The 19564-nt window shown below is 52.5% G+C and carries 16 protein-coding genes; 1 reads left to right on the top strand and 15 read right to left on the bottom strand.

Annotated elements, in window-relative coordinates:
• Positions 1-232: 232 nt before the first annotated feature.
• The gene (locus A7E78_RS11705; protein WP_072284461.1) at positions 233-2362 is read left to right on the top strand and encodes a 3'-5' exonuclease; all 2130 of its coding nucleotides are present in this window, start codon (positions 233-235) and stop codon (positions 2360-2362) included.
• A gap of 110 nt (positions 2363-2472) precedes the next feature.
• On the opposite strand, the gene A7E78_RS11700 is transcribed toward A7E78_RS11705, so the two are convergent.
• From A7E78_RS11700 to A7E78_RS11630, 15 genes are all read right to left on the bottom strand, one after another.
• Positions 2473-3276: a cache domain-containing protein gene (locus A7E78_RS11700; protein WP_072284460.1), complete on the bottom strand. Its 804-nt coding sequence runs from the start codon at positions 3274-3276 to the stop codon at positions 2473-2475.
• A 387-nt stretch (positions 3277-3663) separates the two neighbouring features.
• Positions 3664-3921, bottom strand: a complete 258-nt coding sequence (locus A7E78_RS11695) for a Mor transcription activator family protein (RefSeq protein WP_072284459.1) — start codon at positions 3919-3921, stop codon at positions 3664-3666.
• A gap of 34 nt (positions 3922-3955) precedes the next feature.
• A complete protein-coding gene (locus tag A7E78_RS14855) occupies positions 3956-4945 on the bottom strand; it encodes an acetate uptake transporter (RefSeq protein ID WP_083553061.1) in 990 nt (329 codons plus the stop codon).
• 507 nt (positions 4946-5452) lie between these two features.
• Positions 5453-6043 (bottom strand): acetate uptake transporter, encoded by a 591-nt coding sequence (locus A7E78_RS11685; protein ID WP_083553059.1) that lies wholly within the window; start codon positions 6041-6043, stop codon positions 5453-5455.
• 863 nt (positions 6044-6906) lie between these two features.
• Positions 6907-7239 carry a hypothetical protein gene (locus A7E78_RS11680; RefSeq protein WP_072284457.1) on the bottom strand — a complete coding sequence of 111 codons (333 nt, stop codon included), beginning with the start codon at positions 7237-7239 and terminating at the stop codon, positions 6907-6909.
• Positions 7240-7348: 109 nt separating this feature from the next.
• Entirely contained in the window at positions 7349-7951 is a 603-nt protein-coding gene (locus A7E78_RS11675) for an acetate uptake transporter (RefSeq protein WP_072284456.1), read from the bottom strand.
• 78 nt (positions 7952-8029) lie between these two features.
• On the bottom strand, positions 8030-9304 hold the full coding sequence (locus A7E78_RS11670) for an L-lactate MFS transporter (protein WP_072284455.1): 1275 nt from the start codon (positions 9302-9304) through the stop codon (positions 8030-8032).
• Positions 9305-9924: 620 nt separating this feature from the next.
• Positions 9925-11316, bottom strand: a complete 1392-nt coding sequence (locus A7E78_RS11665) for a sigma-54-dependent transcriptional regulator (RefSeq protein WP_072284454.1) — start codon at positions 11314-11316, stop codon at positions 9925-9927.
• Positions 11309-13285: a cache domain-containing protein gene (locus A7E78_RS11660; protein WP_072284453.1), complete on the bottom strand. Its 1977-nt coding sequence runs from the start codon at positions 13283-13285 to the stop codon at positions 11309-11311. The genes A7E78_RS11665 and A7E78_RS11660 overlap by 8 nt, the downstream gene beginning before the upstream one ends.
• Before the next feature lie 218 nt (positions 13286-13503).
• Positions 13504-14175 (bottom strand): TIGR04211 family SH3 domain-containing protein, encoded by a 672-nt coding sequence (locus A7E78_RS11655; protein WP_072284452.1) that lies wholly within the window; start codon positions 14173-14175, stop codon positions 13504-13506.
• A gap of 147 nt (positions 14176-14322) precedes the next feature.
• Positions 14323-14514 carry a hypothetical protein gene (locus tag A7E78_RS11650; protein ID WP_072284451.1) on the bottom strand — a complete coding sequence of 64 codons (192 nt, stop codon included), beginning with the start codon at positions 14512-14514 and terminating at the stop codon, positions 14323-14325.
• A 326-nt stretch (positions 14515-14840) separates the two neighbouring features.
• Complete coding sequence (locus A7E78_RS11645) at positions 14841-16202, bottom strand: sigma 54-interacting transcriptional regulator (RefSeq protein ID WP_072284450.1); 1362 nt, start codon at positions 16200-16202, stop codon at positions 14841-14843.
• Between the two features lie 6 nt (positions 16203-16208).
• Positions 16209-16730, bottom strand: coding sequence for a hypothetical protein (locus tag A7E78_RS11640; RefSeq protein WP_072284449.1), 522 nt, complete (start codon positions 16728-16730; stop codon positions 16209-16211).
• A complete protein-coding gene (locus A7E78_RS11635; RefSeq protein WP_072284448.1) occupies positions 16727-18175 on the bottom strand; it encodes a HAMP domain-containing sensor histidine kinase in 1449 nt (482 codons plus the stop codon). The genes A7E78_RS11640 and A7E78_RS11635 overlap by 4 nt, the downstream gene beginning before the upstream one ends.
• Positions 18176-18196: 21 nt before the next feature.
• Entirely contained in the window at positions 18197-19528 is a 1332-nt protein-coding gene (locus A7E78_RS11630; protein ID WP_072284447.1) for a radical SAM family protein, read from the bottom strand.
• Between the last annotated feature and the right edge of the window lie 36 nt (positions 19529-19564).

Below are 19564 nucleotides of genomic sequence, written 5' to 3'. Positions count from 1 at the left end.
AATCTTACAAGCGGCTCATAGTAAGACCAACAGAGTCCTAACATGTTAGCGGCTCTCAACGAAACAGACAAGCCCTATCCTTTTAGTCAACAAAGCCCCGACACTTTTACGGCAGGCAAAAGCCAACTTCTTGCAGTGCTGTTGATTGTCACGAAGGCTTATCTTGTGTATCATATCGTTCGGGTAACGATGAGTCGTTCAAGCGACCGCCAAGTCCAATCCGAGGGCAACAATGCGTCCTACTGTTAAATACTGGGTTTTCCTGCTCATCATCCTGTTCGCCGTGTTCGGCGTCATCCTCGGGAGCCTGGCTGCCGCATGGCATCAGATTACCCTTGCAGAGCAGGACTTCATCGCCCGTATCGCCCACCGCCTGATTCCCTTTCCGCTGATCGGCGCAACCTTCCTGTTTCTTATTATCGGCGGCCTGGTCAGTCTGCTGTTTTACTTTTACGTGGTGCCGATCCTGAGACTCGGCGAAGAAACCAAGCTCATCTCTGCCGTCAATCCCAGCCACCGCATCAAGCCCAAAGGAGCTCCGGAGCTGGTCAACCTGGCAGGCATCATCAATGAATCGGCCGATGCATTTGAAACCCTGCAAGCCGAAGTCAAGGAAAAGATCAACCAGGCCCGGTCGGACCTACAGCACGAACGCAATCTGCTGGCAGCCTTGATGTCCGACTTGCCCACCGGAGTCTTGGCCTGCAACGTGAGCGGCCAAATATTGCTCTACAACCAGGCGGCGCAGAAACTTCTGCAAAAACCCCGCAAGCTTATCGGCCTCGGCCGCTCGCTGTTCAGCGTGCTCGAACGCGGTCCCATTGTCCACGCCATCGACATGCTGCACGAGGCGACCAACCGGGGCCAGAAATCACCGACCTCCAACTTTGTGATGACCGTAGGCGAATCCCATGTTCTGCGGATTCATATGGCCCCGGTGTTCAAAAACGGCGACAGTGAGAAGTCTGTTTCCGGCTTCGTTCTGGCCATGGAAGACCTGAGCCAGCAGATGCAGAACGGCTTGGAGCGGGAACAGATTTTTTACGGCCTGACTGCCGCCTTGCACTCTCCCCTTGAACAGCTCAGCCAGGCCCTGGAAACCCTGGCCCAGTCGCCGACACTGCAGGAAACCGAGCACCAAGCATCACTGCAGAGCATTGACCGGGCCATCGGCAGCTTGACCGAGAAACTTCAACAGGCAGAGCAATCCTACAAACAACAAGTGGTCGATATTGGTCACCGGGAAAACATTCTTGGTGAACATCTCCTGAATATCATCGAGCACCACCTGCGGCACTTTTCAGGCATCTCTGTAACCCATTGCGCCGACAAAGACCTTTGGCTGCAGGTAGACAGCTATGCCATGGTGCAGTGCCTGGCCCAGCTGGTCAACGCTTTGCTCCACGCCGAAAATTTTGCGGCGCTGACCATTGAACTTCACCGCACCAGTGCCGACAGGGCGATGTTTGAAATCGCCTGGCCCGGCTGCACAGTCAGCAAAGAAGAGTTGGACGGCTGGCAAAACCGCCCGCTGATTCGAGACGCCCAGGATCGCCTGGTATCCTTTGGGGACCTGATTCAGCGTATCGGAGGAATTTTTGACCTGACCCAGAACAAGGATCAGCAGATCAATCAGCTACGCATTCTCCTGCCCATAGCCGAAACGGATGAGCATTTCAGCGAGAGCTCGGTGGGTGAATACTGTCCCATTCACTATGAATTCGGCCTGCTGCACCAGGTGTGCAAGGACGACATCTGCCAACAATCCCTTGCCCAGCTGACCTACGCCGTATTCGACACCGAAACCACCGGTCTCAAACCGTCGCAAGGGGACGAGATTATCCAGATCGGTGCGGTTCGGATTGTCAACGGCCGGATTCTTTACGAAGAAACCCTCGACCAGCTGATCGACCCACGGCGACCGGTACCTGAGGAATCCATCGAAATTCATGGAATTGCTCCAGAGCTGCTGCTGGGTCAGCCGACCATCGACCAGGCCTTGCCCCAACTGCACCAATTTACCGAGGGTTCGGTGCTGGTGGCCCACAACGCAGCCTTCGACATGAAGTTCCTCAAACTCAAGGAACAATCGAGCGGCGTCCACTTCAATCAACCGGTACTCGACACCTTGCTCTTGTCCTGGGTTGTCCATCCTAACCAGCAGAGCCACCAACTTGAAGAAGTGGCCAGAAGGCTCGGTGTCCCCATAGTCGGCCGCCATACGGCCCTTGGCGACGCCATGGTCACCGCGGAAGTATTGTGCAAGCTGATCCCCCTGCTGGCAGCAAAGGGAGTACATACGCTTGAGCAAGCCATGGAAGCCTCGATGAAAGCCCCCTTTGCACATCTCGATATTTATTAACAGCGAAACCGAACCAGTCTATAAATTTGCGTGAATCATAAAGACAAAAAGCCCCGCCTTAAAGGCGGGGCTTTTTGTTTCAGTCAACCGAATCCGAACGCTACCGAACATTACATGGAACGAATGGTTTCAAATAGTTTTCTTAGATTACCGACACAAGCATCAATGGCGTTAGCCATTCGGCCGATTTCGTCTCTGCGTGTCATGCCGAGATGAACATCGAAATTACCGTTACCGAGCCTTTCCATCGCCTCAACCGCCTGTCCCAGGGGAACAGCTATTTGACGGGAGACAATCAGGGTAACCACAATCACACCCAACAATAACGCACAGAAAATGCCGAGGGTGGTATAAAAAACCTTGGCCAGGTTACGCTCGATATCGTCGGTATAAACTCCAGCGCCGACAATCCAGTTCCACTGGGGTAATCGCTTAACAAAAGAGACCTTGCCGACCGGCATGGTGCTACCAGGCTTATGCCAGACATACTCGATAAAACCCTGCCCCTGACGACGGCACAGTTCGGCCATTTCCACGAACAGAGCCTTGCCCTGCGGGTCCCGATATTCACTCAGGTCTTGCCCCACCAACTCCTGACTGAAGGGATGCATGACCATGCGTGGCTGGAAATCATTGATCCAGTAATAGTTATCCACATCGAAACGCAGGGAACGAACCGCCTCAATCGCCTGTTTTTTGGCTGCTTCAGAATCGAGTTGCTTACTTTCAGCCAAACCGGCGTAATAATCGAGAACACCCCAAGCTGATTCGACAACATGTTTAATCTCATTGCGGCGAGCCTGCACGTAATTACGCTTGGCGTCCAGATACATCCAGGCGACCACCAACGAAAAAACAATCAGGATAGACCCGCTCAGCAGGAAGATCTTATGGGAGATCTTCAGATCCTTCATTGCCGACTCCTTTGCCCAATAGTCAAAACACCGGGCGATCGATACTCTTTTGCCACAATCGATCTATGGCCTAATCTTAAAGGAAAACAGGGCACTTGGCAACTGGATCACGGAAAACACAGCTTGACGCAATGCGATAAAGCCTGAACAGCTTCTGCAAGGAAACAGGTCAAAAACCATCGCCGACCTACAGGCGGGTCAAAATCGAGACGGAAAAGGACCTAGCCAGGGAGGTGTTGGGCTTAACGGACCGAAACGAAAAACTGACTGTTCGAGGCCAGATTTCGAGAATTTGAGAGCGAACAGCAGGGCTATTTGTCGAAAGTTATCGGAAACATGGCCGACCATACGATTTAGCAGTCGGTTCCCGGCAAGTCCGACACCCTCCTAGCAGCTACCTTCCAGGTTGCGCTCGACCTTGGCAAGGCGTTTGAGACCGTACCGCAGGTTGCGATAGCGCAGGTTGGTGCTTTTGCGAGGGGCAAATTCATGCTTTCGGGCCCGCTCGATCACCTTGTAAATAGTCGGCCTCGAAACATTGAACCGCTCTGCAATATCGGTAATATTTGCTCCGCCGGTTTGATAGATATGCCAGATTTCCTGGCGATCCTCAGGGGTAAGTCGAACACGTGCTGATAGTTTCATAGGGTCACAACATTCAGGAAAAGAAGGTTATAGATTACACCATCGATGACTTAGCCAATTCCTGTAAAGCAGGAACCGGCACGAGACCACGACGGCTGTACACGGTCTTAAAAGAATGCACCAAACCAGTACAAATCGCGAGAGTACCAGTGACTACTCCTCCGAAGCCTGCTACCGGCTTGATACCAGCAATATCCGTGGCATGTCCAAAAGCCAGCAGGACAAGGGAGAGAGTCAACAAAGCAGAAAAGAGGCGCCAAATCTTTTCGAGACGCAGGGCCCCGAAAAATAAAGTTGCCGATACCAGACCCAACAACCCGAGGCAGGCGGCTGTGGCAGAGCCTGAAGGCGCTGGTGCCATACCGGTGTGAGTCATAACCGCAACCGATACAAAGGCGAGGCAAAAAAAGCCGTAAGACAGAAATGCGGTAGCACCAAAGGCATTATTTTTTCGCCACTCCAGAGCCCCGCTGATGACCTGCGCAAGTCCCGCATAGAAAATGCTCATCGTCGTCAGCAAGGTTGCCAGGGGGAAAAAGTTCGCTATCTGAATACTGAGCAGCACCGTCGCAACACCAAATCCCAAAAAACCCACAGAGACCGAACCCTGGGCCGGCACGGAAACGGGAGCCGCCGAAACCTGGCGAAGCTTTTGAGAGCCGACGGGGCGCGCAATTCGCCTTTGTCGGACTAAGGGAGTCGGCTCCAGCATGGAGCGGGTAGCCACCTGGTGCCATAAAGAGGGCAAGGACCATTTGACCTTGAAAGGCTTGATTAGTGGCTTTTCGAACTGAATGGATGGTCGCGATTGACGGAGAACAGCCGCATCACCCACAACTTTCTGTTTGACTTGGGGGCTGATCGAAAAGCGATGAGCTAATTCCTGGTACCGATGACACGAACGGAAATCGGCACTGCAGTAACGGATAATAGTCGGCACGTCTGACGATGAAATATAATCGCAGCCCACATCACAACAATCGTCATCCTTGCCGTAAAAGGAACAGAGAATTCCGTCGTTCATGACCAGTTCCTTTCTTTGGGGTTGGAGTATTATTTGGATCGCGACGGCTGCAATTCGTATCTGCCTATCACTTAGCTAGCAGGCCTAAACAGCTGTTGTTTCTTGACTTTCTTCTTAAATAGCAAGCGTCATACCAATACATGGCACAATTCACTCAATATTTATTTATATAAAAATCTCAACTACTTACAGACCTTTCCGGCACATTAAGACCTCACAACCCAACCTTGATTTCGCAGCCATGCAAGAAACAGAAAGAGAAACAAACCGGGCAAAATTGTCCCCGGCTACCCAAGACCAGCCAACCTCTAGAAACTTTCCTTTTCTATTCAACAGGTTACGGATTGCAGCTCTAAAAACCTGCTTATTTGCAAGATTGCAAAGCAGTAATCTCTTTTTGCATTATTGCAAAAGCAACCCTTCAATCCGCTCACTCCCGTTTCAAAAAAAATGGCGGGACCGTAAGGTCCCGCCATTGGCGTTTCAATTGAAGCAGTGTCCGGCGGATTAGGCTATAGCACCCAGGGGCAGAACATTGCGACCATTGACTTCGTTCAGTACCTGGGCCAGCGCGGTGTAGATAGCGGAGAAGCCACAGAAGATACCTTCGTAACCGGCAATGACGGTGAGGGTATGGTTACCGGTAAAGTCGCCGGCGGCCAGCAGGAAGAAAAGCAGGGTCAAGGAACCGAAAACGACCTGCAGAGCGCGGCTGAGACGGAAAGTGCCGAGGAACATGATGGCGGTGAAGAAACCCCACATGGTCAGGTAAGCGGCCATTGCGGTGGCCTTATCGGGACCGGCAATACCAGCGAGGTTGGCCTTGGGGATCAGCACCAGAGCCACCAGAGTCAACCAGAAAGAACCATAACTGATAAAAGCAGTAGTAGCGAAGGTATTGCCCTTACGCCATTCCATGAGACCAGCCAGAATCTGAGCGGCACCACCGTAGAAAATACCCATAGCGAGAATCATGGTGTCGAGGGGGAAGAAACCGGCATTGTGCAGGTTGAGAAGTACGGTGGTCATGCCGAAACCGAGCAGGCCAAGAGGAGCGGGATTGGCCGTATTGTCTACCAGAGTGCGTTGATCTGCCATAACGTTGGTTCTCCTATTCATCCGGGTTTGAATGCCATTGAGCGGACCGACGGTTCAGCTGGCACGGGGGTAAGCCACATCTTCTGCCTGCCGCTCACTTATTTTTGATATTTGTAGAGGCCTTAGCCCTTAAAGGCGCAAAAACCAAAGTTTAAAAAGTGGCATGGAGCGAAGTAGTCCTTGTCCCTCAACAATGTCTGCCGCAACTCCATGCCTGAAAGGAGTAACTTTCGGGCTAGGCATTTAGCAAGGCCTATACCAAGACTCAATGAAAGTTAAGCTATCCTGTTTTTTCAATTAGTTACAATAAACCGCCGGCCACAACGCAAAACCGTTCTTATTGTTTTTTTTGCAGTGTTGCAAAAAACCGGAGGACCATAAAAGCAATACTTCCTTATCGGCAGAACCCGGCCCAGCGCCCAGAAGCAAAGCATTTGTTCATTTCAGAGACTCAAATTAATGTCTATTCGCTGCCGCAAACACCATTTGCAATTATGCAAACACAGAGGTTTTTTTCGCAAATTTGCAAAACTTGCAGAAACACGGAACAAAGCACACTTGCTATTTATGAATCAACTCATGAATCAATGGAGTTTATCTAAAGGGGTTGAATCCCGAATCAAACTTATCTTGGTGGAGGCAAGAATTTCCGAGACTCGAACCTACAGCAGGCGGTTGACCTTCGATGGTTTTTCTATTTCAAAATCAGGACGGGAGAAGAACAAGGCAGGAAGAAAGGACCCGAGGAAACATTGAGAAAAAACTTTACAGACTGGAATGAGCGCAACGAAAGTTTTTCAGAAAAGAAAACATGGCCTGCACAAAGAGGACATGTTTGAACGGGAGCGACCCTACAACGAGGCTTATTTTAAACCGAACATCTCTAAAAAGGAGACACCCACCGGTTTCATAACCCACAAACCAAGGGCACCGAGAATCAACAAAGCCATCACCCAGTTCAAAATCTGAGCGCGCAGCGCCCAGTTCGGTTCCTTCCGCGGCTTTTCATCCTCTCGCTTTTTTTTGGTTCTACGACGGGTCATGCCACGAAGCATTCGCCCGGAAGAGAGAAAAATCACCGCCGAAACCACAAACTGGGGCATAACCTCTGTGTCGACAACACCTAATGCCAACAAAACAGCATAATAACATAGGGCGGCCAGCCCTAATATTGTCATCTGTTGACCAGGACTCATCCTTCTTCGTCCCCTTTAAAAGACAGACACCTCTGGTAACACCAAGATTGGCAGCTACCGCCTGACCTTCCTTGAAAAGTAACTGAAAAGGCCTCCATTGGCAAGCCTATCAATCACTATCCCCTACGACCATCCCGAACCGGCGGCCAAGAGGTACAAGATAACGCTGCAGCCGCTGGTTGACTGTTTGCGCTACAGCAATATAAATCGCAGTCAAAGCGGAAAAAAATCCGCAGGAACATCCAATGATCAGAAAGACCTGATCATCGCGAAGGTAATTCATCGATAAGGACAGCAGAGAGAACAACAGCGTTCCAAAAAGAATCTGCACAGCAAGACTTCTGCGGAAACTTCCCAGAAACAGAATGGCAACAAAAAAGCCCCAGAGACTCAGGTAGGAGAACATGGTGATGGAATTGGGGTGGCGGCCCAGTCCGAGCTCGGGAAACACATTATAGCTGACCAGTGACAACCAGAAAATGCCGAAGGGTAGCAAGACCGCCGCCGTCCGTGAATCTCCCCGTTGCTGACTGTAGAGGGCGTACATCAACTGCACCACCGCGCCACAGACAAGGATGATGCCGGTCAGCAAAACCGGCGGACGATAGGGACCCAGCAAACTGAGAAGGTAAACGGTCAGGGATAGTGCGAGAGCCACAAGTGGCGGACTGGGGAATTCCAGAGAAGACACGGAAGATGAAGAACCAGACATGAGACCTCCCGCAACACCACTGTCAGCCCACCTTAGGCGGGCTGACAGTGGTTGAAGAAACAACAGAATCTGAAAGGATTATTCGCTGACTTCCTGCAGAACCAGATCCTCTTCTTCGGCAAGGATCGGCTCGGAAACCGGCACTGCAGCTTTTTTGGAACGCAGGGACAGAGCCATCATGGCACCGACCAGGAGCATAACACCGGCCACCATGAAGGAAGTTTCCATACCACCGTACTTAGCGGAAAGAGCAGCCGAAACCTTTACCAGTACAAAGGCGCCGACGCCCCAGGCGGAAAACAGGAGACCGAAGTTGGTTCCGTAGTTTTTGGCACCCCAGAAATCCTTGGAAAAGGCAGGGAACAGGGACAGGTTGGAGCCGTAGTTAAAGCCCATGAAAGCGGCCAGCAGAGTGATAACAACAGGTCCAGCGTCCGGGGTGGACACAACTTTCATAGCGGTAAACATGAGGCCCGCCTGGAAGAGCAACATAGTGGTCAGGGTTGCAACACGACCGATCTTGTCGGACAGGATACCGGCGACAATCCGTCCGGAGGCATTACCAACGGCCATTACCGCAACGGCGACAAAGGCCATTTCACCCAAGCTCTGCTTGGCGATCCCTTTAATACTGCCGATTACCATCAGGCCGGCACCGGCACCGATGAAAAAGCTCAACCACAGGGTGTAGAAACGACCGTCTTTAAGCATCTGCATAGGACCGACATCTTTGGTCTTCGCCTTAGCAGGGCCGGCAGAAGCTTTTTCAGCCGGGGAAAAACCTGCGGGCGGATTGGTCAACAACATGGCCATGCCGCAGACAATGGCGATAAACGCAATGCCCAGAATCATCATGGTGGTGTGCAGGCCATGCTGAGCCAGGAGATGTTTAGCGACCGGAGCCAGGTAGACGGGAGCGATACCAAAGCCGGAGACAACGAGACCGACGATCAAACCGGTCTTCGCGGGCGGGAACCATTTCAGAGCCGGAGGAGTCGCAGCAGAATAAGCGAAACCGATGCCACTGCCCGCCAGAACACCGAAGCCCAGAATCCAGCCCCAGTAATCGGAAGTCTGAGAGCAGACCAGGAAGCCGGCACCCACCAACAGGCCACCCATAATAGCTGTCAGGCGCGGACCAACCTTATCCTGCATTTTGCCACCGAAAACCATCGCCACGGCAAAAACGAGACAAGCGGTGGCATAGGGGTCGCCGGCACCCTCAAACAGTTGGCCAATTTCACCTTTGAGCATGCTGTAAGCGTAAATGATTCCCAGCGCCAGGTTGATGCCCAGGCCGGCAACGACAACCTGCATGCCTTTGCTTTTGATTGTGTTCTTTTCGGGTTGCATGACAGTTTTCTCCTCTTCCTTCAGTGTCTGTTATGACTGGGCAATCCGCAGCCAATTTCATCAGGTTAGACAACTCGCTAGTACGATCATGAATCTATGGAACGAAATACCGGTCAGTTCAACAGCAAGCAGCCTAAAGAATATCTAGAGGCCCTTAAGACCTCATCCAAACGGCAAACAGAAGGAGCAGGGATGTCACACTACCAAAGAAACCAAAGGTTAAAAGTATCATGGCGCGAGAATCTCCTGTCCCTCAACTAGAACCCCCACGGCCCTATGCCATCAAGGAGTAGCTTTCAAGACAGGGATTGAGCAAGGCCCATACCAAGACGCACAAGACCTCAGAAAAAGACCAAAAACCGATGTATTTTCAAATATTTAAAAAAAGCAGGAGGGTGTCCATCCAGAAATTGTGATTAATTCTTTTGCAAGGTTGCAAAAGCCCCGAAACCAAGAAAAAAACGGGCTTCCCGTTGCCGGAAGCCCGCCTATGGCCCTGATACTGGGCCCTTGTTCATTTCTGATAGTCAGCTGCCATGTCTCGCAATAAGCGTAAAACTCATTTGCACGGATGCAAAGACTCGGCTTTTTTTTGCATGATTGCAAAAAGGCGCAGCGAATCAGTAATCTTCTTTGTTGAGATCGTATTTTTTTATTTTACGGTAAATGGTCGCCATGTTCATGCCAGCGGATTTTGCGGCAGCCTCAATATTACCCTTAGCCTTTTGCAAAAGCTGTTTGAGATACTCCATTTCAAAGCGCGCCAGGGACTCGGCGTAATCTTCTGCCCAGGGAACCGCGGTGACCGGCACAGCATCCTGCCCCGACGCCCCCGATTGTATATCGATAAACTGACTCAATACTGGCAATGTCAGGTAATCGCTGTCTTCCATCGCCATGGAAGCTTCGATCACATTGCGCAACTGACGAATATTTCCAGGCCAGTCATAACTTGCCAGAGCGTGAGCCGCCTCGGGAGTTAATCCCTTGATTTGAGTTGCGAATTTCTCATTTTGCAGCTTAATAAAATGGGCCGCCAGCAGAGAAATATCTTCGGGACGTTCGCGCAAAGGCGGCAGATGAATATTGAGTACGTTGAGCCGGTAATAGAGATCTTCGCGAAATTCACCGCTCCGACACCCTTCCAGCAAGTCGGCATTGGTGGCTGAAACGATGCGCACATTGACCTTGATGGAGGTATTGTCGCCAATACGCCGGAACTCCTGCTCTTGCAGAAAGCGCAACAGCAATTTTTGTACGTTGAGAGGCAGATTGCCGACCTCGTCGAGAAACAGCGTACCGCCATCGGCTTCTTCAAGTAATCCCTTGCGACTCTCGTTGGCGCCGGTAAAGGCGCCTTTTTTGTACCCGAACAATTCGCCCTCCAGCACCGACTCCGGAAGAGCACCGCAATTGATAGCCAGATATTTCTTATCCCTACGGGGCGAGTTGTAGTGCAAAGCCTGGGCGATCAGCTCCTTGCCTGTTCCCGAATCTCCCGTAATCAACACCGAGGTATCTCGAATGGCAATTTTTTTTACCGTCTCGAGCACATTCATCAAGGCCTTGGAGCTACCGACGATTTTTGAAAAATCAAAACGGCCGGCCAACTCTTCACGCAATTCGCGGTTTTCGGCAAGCAGCTGATTGTGATGCAGAGCGTTCTTGACCCGATAGAGAAGTTCATCCGGCTCAAAGGGCTTGGTCACCATATCGTGAGCACCGCGCCTCAGAGCTTGAATCGAGGTGTCCAAGGTTGCAAAGGCCGATATGACAATGACCGGCAGACCGGGATCTTTTTCCTTGAGTCTCTGCAACACCGTCAATCCATCCATCTCGGGCATCTTGATGTCCGTCACGGCAAGATCGAACAGACCGGCCTGGAAAGCGTCCACAGCCTCGACGGAGCGGGTATACGACTTGACCGCGTAGCCGCTGTCGAGCAGGACCGCTTCCATCATTCGACACATGCCTTCCTCGTCATCAATGAGCAATATCCGCTTTTTATCCATCCTGTCCTTCTTCCTCCTTCGGCACCGGAAGCCATACGCGCATTGTGGTCCCCTGGCCCAGCTGGCTATCAACCTCCATATTGCCTTGGTGATGGCGAACAATCTGGCGGGTTATCGCCAGTCCCAAACCAGTACCTTTCTTCTTGGTAGTGAAAAACGGCTCAAAAATCTTATCGAGATTTTCACTCTCGATACCCTCGCCGGTATCGGCAAAGCTCAACACCACCTTTTCTCCCACCCTCTCGGACCGGACCGTAAGGACTCCCCCTTCGGACATGGCAGACCCCGCGTTGAGCATGATGTTGATCGCGACCTGCCGCATCTGGTCACCATCTACCAGCAGGGTGGGCAGATCGGCAGCAAAATCCGTATTGATCACGACATTGTGCATGGAAGTATGGTTGGCGGCAAAGTCGACGATCTGACCTAGCAGCGCATTTATATCGGTTTTCTCCAGCACCGGCTTGGGGGTTCGTGCATAGCTGAGCAGATCCTGGACGATCTTTTTACAACGTTTACTTTCCCGCTTGATATCGTGAACCATGCGATACATGGGGTCTTCTTCGTCCAGCTTTCCTTCCAGATAGGCAGCATAACCGAGAATCACGCCAAGTGGATTGTTGATCTCATGGGCAACGCCGGAAGCGAGCACCCCCAATGAGGCCATTTTGCCCTGCTGGGCAAGATTGCTCTCCATCTCCCGGTGTTGCTTGATCATGTCAGTCATTCGATTGAAGTGGGACGCCAACTCGCCCAGCTCATCCTTAGTCTCGACCCGCATACGCTCTTCCAGCCGACCGGCTTTCACCCGTCGGATTACACTGATCATGGAATGGATCGGCTCGGTGAGCGCGGAGGCGGCGGTAAAGACCAGACCGACCGAAATCAGACCGACGGTCAGGCCTAAAATCGCCAGGCTCGACCAGAGATGCCGCTTGATCTCATGGGCATCCTGATAGAACTCGTCTTCGTAAGAACCGACGGCTACGATCCAATCCCACGGCTTGTAATAGAGATAGCGAACTATCTTCATCCGTGGTTCGGCATCACCAATATTCTGCCAGGCATAACGGGCCCAGCCATTCTTGCTGGCCAGCATCCGCTTGACAACATACTGCCCTTCGGCATCCTTCATCTCCAGGATGTTCTGACCGGCGCTTTCAGGATGAAGGGTCAGCGTTCCTTCGGTATCGAGACAATAGATGTAGCCGGTCTTACCAACCCGCTTTGAATTGATTTTATTTTTCAGCTCTGCAAAAGAGAGTTTTTCGAATTCTCTATCCTCATAGGTTTCTTCCAGATAACCACCGGTAGCAATGATCCAGTCCCACTCTCGAAAATAGCGATAGGCAACCAATTTACGGCGGGGCTTCTTGTCACCCAGAATGGCATTTCGCCAGGGATACACCGCATAAAGAACCTCTCCCGGCGCAGAAGCCACAGCGGCTTGACAGATATCGCGAATAAAGTAGCGGCCATCTTCGTCCTGTTCGTCGTAAACATTTTCCCCTTCACGGGCAATATGAGCCAACAGCCGCCCCTTGCTGTTCATGGCATAAATGTAGCCGGTCTCACCGATATTGACTTTTTTTAGCGCCTTGGTCGCCGCCTGCTTTGCCGCCCGCAAACTGAGCTGGCCGCTCCGGTACAGCCGATGTTCGGTTTCGACCAGGCTGTAGGCCAGATCGGTGATCGTTCGCATTTCCTCTTGAACGGTCGCCTTTTTATCTTCTTTGTAAACCTGAAACTGCTTGTAGTGAGAATCAAGAAGGTCGATGGCAAAGCGGCACATGTGGTCGAGATCGTCTTTGCTGGCCTGGGTGATGCCACGATAGGCCTGCTGATAGGCAACATAACCGGTCACCACGCCGACGACGATAAAGGGCAGCAGAACCAACGGCAGCACCACCATCTGCAGCTTCCAGCGCAGGGGCAGACGGGAGAAGTAGCGGGAAAACAAAGGGGTCATAACGGATTAGCTCTTTTTCCTAGTCGACGGCCAGTCATCCACCCCCCCCAAAGCGCTTACCGCCGCAGGAACCGGAGACTGTAAATAAGGCGATAGGATAACATTAGGCAGCCGCCAGCGACAAGCCCGCAAACAACTCAATCTTCGCCAGCAGGAAAATAAAAAAGGACCCCACCAGTCTGGCAGAGTCCTCGAATGATCAACAAACAAGAAAACCTTTAAAAAGCACGCTTTCTGGTCCGGGAGCGCTTACCCATCAGCCAGCCGACGAACAGGACTCCAGCACCGGCCAGAAACCATTTGACAATAGCCTTACGCAAAATAGCGTCATTATCCTGCCGCAATTGCGCAAGATCGGCGGCATATTTTTCATTTTCAGCTTTGAGCTGGTCTCGCTCATTGAGCAAGTCGGTGACATTCTTGGCCCCCTCCCTCAAAGTCTGATGTTGTTTTACCAGCCTGCCGTGCTGGCCCTTTTCAAGTTTCAACGCTTCCTGGACCTCGGCCAGCTGCCGCTGCAACTCGCTTTTCTCGTTATTCCACCCCTCAGCCTCTTTGGCCATGGTGGCCATACGCGCCTTTGACTGGTCAAGTTGCTTTTGCAAACGAGCAATGACATAAACCTTGGGCAGCTGGGCACTGATATATTGTTTAAGCACATATCCTTCGGCACCGTCTTTGGTACGCACTTTCAGATATTTTTCTTCTTCTTCCAGAAACTCTAATGCTGCACCTGTCGGCAGAGATTTCAGGATTTTATATTCCGTTCCCGGACCACGCCGCAAAGTAACGGCAATCTGATCGGAAACGTAACGCGTTTCAGCTTCTGCGGAAACAACTCCAAGAGCCGAAACCACGAGAATAATACAGCAGAAGAGGGCAATCCGCATGAAATGACTCCTTTTGACAAAATTGTACAACAATCCATTGGCACACACGGCAGTGAGCAATGGACCAATCCAGCCGCTTGTTGGCGCTAAACAAACCTTGTATAGCCTAAACCCTGCAAAGGTACCATGAATTCCCCTGACAGGCCATCAGCTAGTTACCGGCAAACCTGCGGCCGCAGAATTTCGAGGCGCCTCATGCCTCGATAAAGGCAAATCATCCCGATAGCCAGTTTGGCCGGCAAGTAAGGCCAGGGCCAGCAACACCCCCCCCAGCAAAATCAGTAACGAGCGATAGGGGTCCCGGATTCCTGAAGATTCGTGATCGGTCAAAGTCTGCATGCAGGTAAAGCTCCTCGGCAGGATTAAACAAAAGGGCGAACTGACGAAGCCTTAGAAGCAAACCTTGGACCAAGATAAATTTCCGCAGCAATTTCGACATTTAGCTCATTGGAGGCAATTAGAATCAGGCAGCCTGGCCCTCAAATGGCCAAAAATCGTCGCCGCCAGGCGACAAAAGTGCCTGTGCCTTCGCGGTAAGGCTGAATCTGTCTAAGGTTGAATCCCCTCAAGAACGTTTTCAACCGGGCAAACATTCTAACACTTTGAAATGATTAGCGAAAGCACAATATCGACCTGTCTCCAAAAAGCGACAAGGCCCTTGAAAGTCAGGATTTAAACAAGGCTGGAACGATATGATGTCGCCCTAGCAGCTTGTAAAACTCGGTGCGATTGCGGCCGGCAATACGGGCAGCATGGGAAACATTGCCTTCGGTGATTTGCATCAGGCGCACCAGGTATTGCTGTTCAAATTCCCGCCGCGCCTCACTAAAGGGCAGAATATGTTCCCGACTTTCCTTAATGGCATTACTGACCAGCTCCTCAGGAATCACCGGGCTTGTAGACAATGCCACTGCCTGCTCAACCACATTGTACAACTGACGCACATTACCCGGCCATGCTGCAGCAAGCAAAAGCTCCATGGCTTCGGGAGCAAAACCGCTGACCTTTTTACCGGACCTGTCTACCAGCTCTTGTAAAAAGTGTTGCGCCAAAAGGGGAATATCCTCCCGGCGCCCGGCCAGGTTCGGCAGTTCCAGGGAAACCACATTGAGTCGATAGTAAAGGTCTTCACGGAAGTTGCCGTCGGCAATTTCCGATTCGAGCTGGCGATGGGTAGCCGATACGATGCGAACGTCGATATCTATTGACTCCACGGACCCGACCGGTCGCATGCGCTTCTCCTGCAGAACACGCAACAGCTTGACCTGCAAGGCGAGGGGCATATCACCGATTTCATCGAGGAACAGGGTCCCGCCCTGAGCCGAACGAAACAAGCCGGGATAATCCTTAACGGCTCCGGTAAAAGCCCCTTTACTATGACCGAACAACTCCGATTCGAGCAGCGTATCGGGAATGGCGCCGCAGTTGACCGCCACAAAGGGCTCGGCACTACGATTACTGGCCCAATGGATAGCCCTGGCGAGCATTTCCTTGCCAGAGCCGCTCTCTCCGCGGATCAGAACCGCCGACCCGCTTTCGGCAGCCAGCTTGGCTTTGGACAACAAATCGAGCATGGCTGGAGATTGGGTGATGATCTCGCGACGCCATTGGTCTTCGCCGGCAGCCCCCGCTTCAACATCAAGGGGAGGGCCGCACATACTCAAAGCCCGTTTAATCTCTTGCAGCAAATCCTGCTTATCAAGAGGCTTGGCCAAGAAGCCGAATACACCCCTGCGGGTTGCGTCAACAGCATCGGGAATCGAACCGTGGGCGGTCATGATAATCACCGGAAGAGCGCTATGATTTTTCCGAATGGCATCGAACAGCGCCATGCCGTCCATTCCTTCCATACGCATATCGCTGAGCACCAGATGGGGCCGAACAACCGGCAACAGGCCAAGGGCCTGTTCGCCGCTTTCAGCCACGGTCACCTGATAACCGGCAGCACTTAAACGAATGGATAATAGCCGCAGCAGATCGACATCGTCATCGACCAGCAACAAACGATATTTATCTTGCTCTTCCATGCTTTTTCAGGGTGAAGGCAAAGCCTTCTTCTCCCTCTCCTGGATAATTTTTTCGATATCTTCCAAGGCCTTGAGCTTGCTGGCCAAAGAATTGGATCGCTCCCGCTCGGCAGACAGAACCTGCTCGGCCTGCTGCTTTTGAAGCAACAGCGTCTCAAGCAACTCGGCTAACGCAAGCAGATCCTCTCGGGGTCCGGTACGATGCCGATATCCCTGCAACAGCTGCAATGCCCTGTCATGGTTTTGGTAGCGACTTTTTGGATGTACCGCCAGACAAGCTAGCAAGAATCGCTCCCGGTCCCCACCGGACTTTTCGTAAGCCGCTTGCAGCTTGCGCACCTGGCGGCGCTGTTCAGCCTCCGGCAAAATCGCAATATGGCGGCTATCGCTGACCACCTGCGAAGCATTGCAACCGATGCTGGCGGACCAGGTTGAATCGACCCATTGCCCCAGTCCGGCACAACCGCTCAACAGCAGTCCAAGGCCGAACAGCAGCAAAACCGTGACCTTTCTTAAATAGCCTATCATGGTCTGTTCTCTCTTTCCCCTCGTGGCAACAATATTTGAAAGCAGGCACCGCCTAAAGAACCACTTGTCTGTTCAATACGACCACCATGATCCTGCACATATTCCTTGACGATAGACAACCCGAGACCGGTTCCTTTTACCGGCCCCACATAGGGCGTATCTCCCTGGTAGAATGGCCGGTAAATTTTCGCCCGTTCTTCCTCGGGAATCCCCGGGCCGCTATCACTTACTTCCAGCAAAACCTGATTACCCTGTCCGACAAGCCTTACCAAAATATCACCGCCGGGAGGAGTGAATTTCACAGCGTTGGACAGCAGATTGTCGACAACAACTCCCAACCGCTCTGAGTCGCCCCAAATTCGCAGCGCCGCTAGATCGAGTTGCAATTGAATTTCTTTTTTTAAGATCATGGCACGGTGATCGGCAACGACGGACTCGACCAGCTGATCAAGATCGAGCTGACTACGACGATAAGGCAAAACCTTGGCCTGGGCCCTGCTGTATCCGAGTAAATTGTCGATGAGTTTTTGTAACTGCAGGCCATTGCGACGCAAGATACCGACCACCTCCCGCTGTTGTTCGCTAAGGGGTCCGACAGCTTCTTCAGCAAGAAGCTCCGATCCCTCGCGAATTGAAGACAGGGGAGTTTTCAGCTCATGAGAGACATGAGCCACGAATTTACTCTTATCCTTCTCCACCTCCCCGAGGCGCACGCGCAACCAGTCGAGGCGGCAACCAAGAAATTCCAGATCCCGCGGACCTCCGACTCGAATCGGTTGCTGAAAGTCTCCCTCGCCAAGTCGATTGATGCACTGGGCGATCTGCCGAATCGGCTTGGCAATCAAAGATGCGAACAGGGACATAATCAGGGTTGTCACCAGAACCAGGATCAGAGGCAACCACGCCAGAATCTTACGGGCCTGGTGGGTCGCTTCCTGCATGGCGTTGGCTTCCTCCACGATCAGTTCCTGACTTTCCTCATAAATCAATTTGGCCCGGCTGGTCAACAGGGCAAATCGTTCCACCAGGGATTTGCCGGCAGGCGCATCATCGGGCGAGCCACTGAGCCAGAGTTGGTACAGAGCCTTTTCTTCGGATTTAAGGACCTGAAGCCGCTTCTTTTGAGCTTCTTCCTGGGCCAGGTTCGACAACTGGTCGATAGTCCGACCAAACTGGTGGTGTTTTTCGGTAATATCCTGCAACAGCTCCGGCTCGCCGAGCACTTGATATTGGCGGGCCCGGCGCTCCAGGAACAGCAATTCGTCCAGCAAACTGCGACTGTTCTGAATCACTGCCACCGAACGGTGAATGGCCTGACTGCTCCGCTCCGCCAGTCGCGCCATAAAGAGTTCAGCATTAATCAACGCCAGCAACAGGGGCAGAGCCACCACGGCAAAACCGATCAACACCAACGCCAGAAAAGATTTCGGCCGGTAAAAACGCATGATATCCCTGGACAAATCCGCTTAAGGGGCCAAAGGCCAGTCGCTCTCAAAACCGGGTGGATATAAATTATCCCGTGTACGATTAAAGTAGCCGTACTGTAGACGCGGAATCTGTTTTTTGACCCGATCCAGCATCTTGGCCATCCCCATACCTTGGCCACTGGCGCCCAGCGTGCTCCAGTAAAGATCCGGATCGATGCTCAGGTTACGCATCTGTATCAGGTCGACACCCGTCTCCTCCACCAGCTCGATCAGCTGTTCGACTTCGTCCTCACGATCGGTGATACCCGGGAAGACCAGATAATTGAGCATGGTAAAAAGCCCCGCCTGTTTAGCGCGGCGAATCGACTCGCGCACATCGGCGAAAGAATAGCCACAGGGCCGGTGATACGCATTGTAAAAGCGTTCCTGCACCGAATTCATCGAGACCCGCAGCGAATCGATGCCCGCCTCGGCCAAGCGCTCAACGGCTGCCGGGTCGGAAGCATTGGAATTAAAGTTGATGGTGCCCCTCGCAGTACGGGCCCGCATCGCCTTCACCGCTGCACAGATGGTATCAGCTTGCAGAATAGGGTCCCCCTCGCAGCCTTGACCAAAAGAGACAATGGCATTTTCAGCCTGTTCCAGATGAGGAACGGCGATGCTGGTCAACTCTTCGACGGTCGGCACGAAGGTGATACGTTCCTGGCTCGACGGGCAGCACTCGGGTGCCTCCTGTAGAGAAATGCAACCGAGACAACGGGCATTGCATTGGGGCGAGGTCGGCAGCGGGGCCTCCCAGCGGCGAAAGAACAGGTTTTTGGCCGCGAAGCAATGATAGTCGAGGGCACAGCGGGCCAACTGCTCAAGCAGCCGGTTGCCTGGCTGTTCCTTGAGCATCTGCCGCACCAGAGGATCCAATTGGCGATCATCAAAGTGATCGGGCTGCCATTGGTTGTTACGATCGACCCGCACCGCGGCAGCGTAAAACCGCTCTTCCTCAACACACCAGCCGACCGCAGTGTAAGACCACAGGGGCAACTGTACCCGCTTCTGCCCATAATCGGCAGCGGGCAGCAGTGTCCGCATAAATCCGGGGGTGAGAAAAGCCGATACCGCCTGCACCCGACCGCCGCCGAGGGATCGGGGCAGCTTACGCAGCGTCACGGCCTTGCCTTGGCCCGGATCGAAACCCATCGGCGGCGTCTCGGGCACCGTAAATAACCGACTGCCCTCGGGCAGCGGAATCAACTCTGACAAATGGGGCCGGCGACTGTGCAGACCGTTCATACCGACCATGAGCAGCTCGGGGTGTTCGAACACCTGACCGTCCTGGTCCGCTACTACCGCAAGAATAGTTTTACCCTGAGCCATACAGAAAACCTTTTTTGTTTATTTATTAGTGTGTTG

It is taken from the genome of Syntrophotalea acetylenivorans, from assembly GCF_001887775.1.
Taxonomy (GTDB): domain Bacteria; phylum Desulfobacterota; class Desulfuromonadia; order Desulfuromonadales; family Syntrophotaleaceae; genus Syntrophotalea_A; species Syntrophotalea_A acetylenivorans.
Note: the sequence above shows the minus strand (reverse complement) of the source record. Positions and strands in the feature narration are given on the sequence as shown.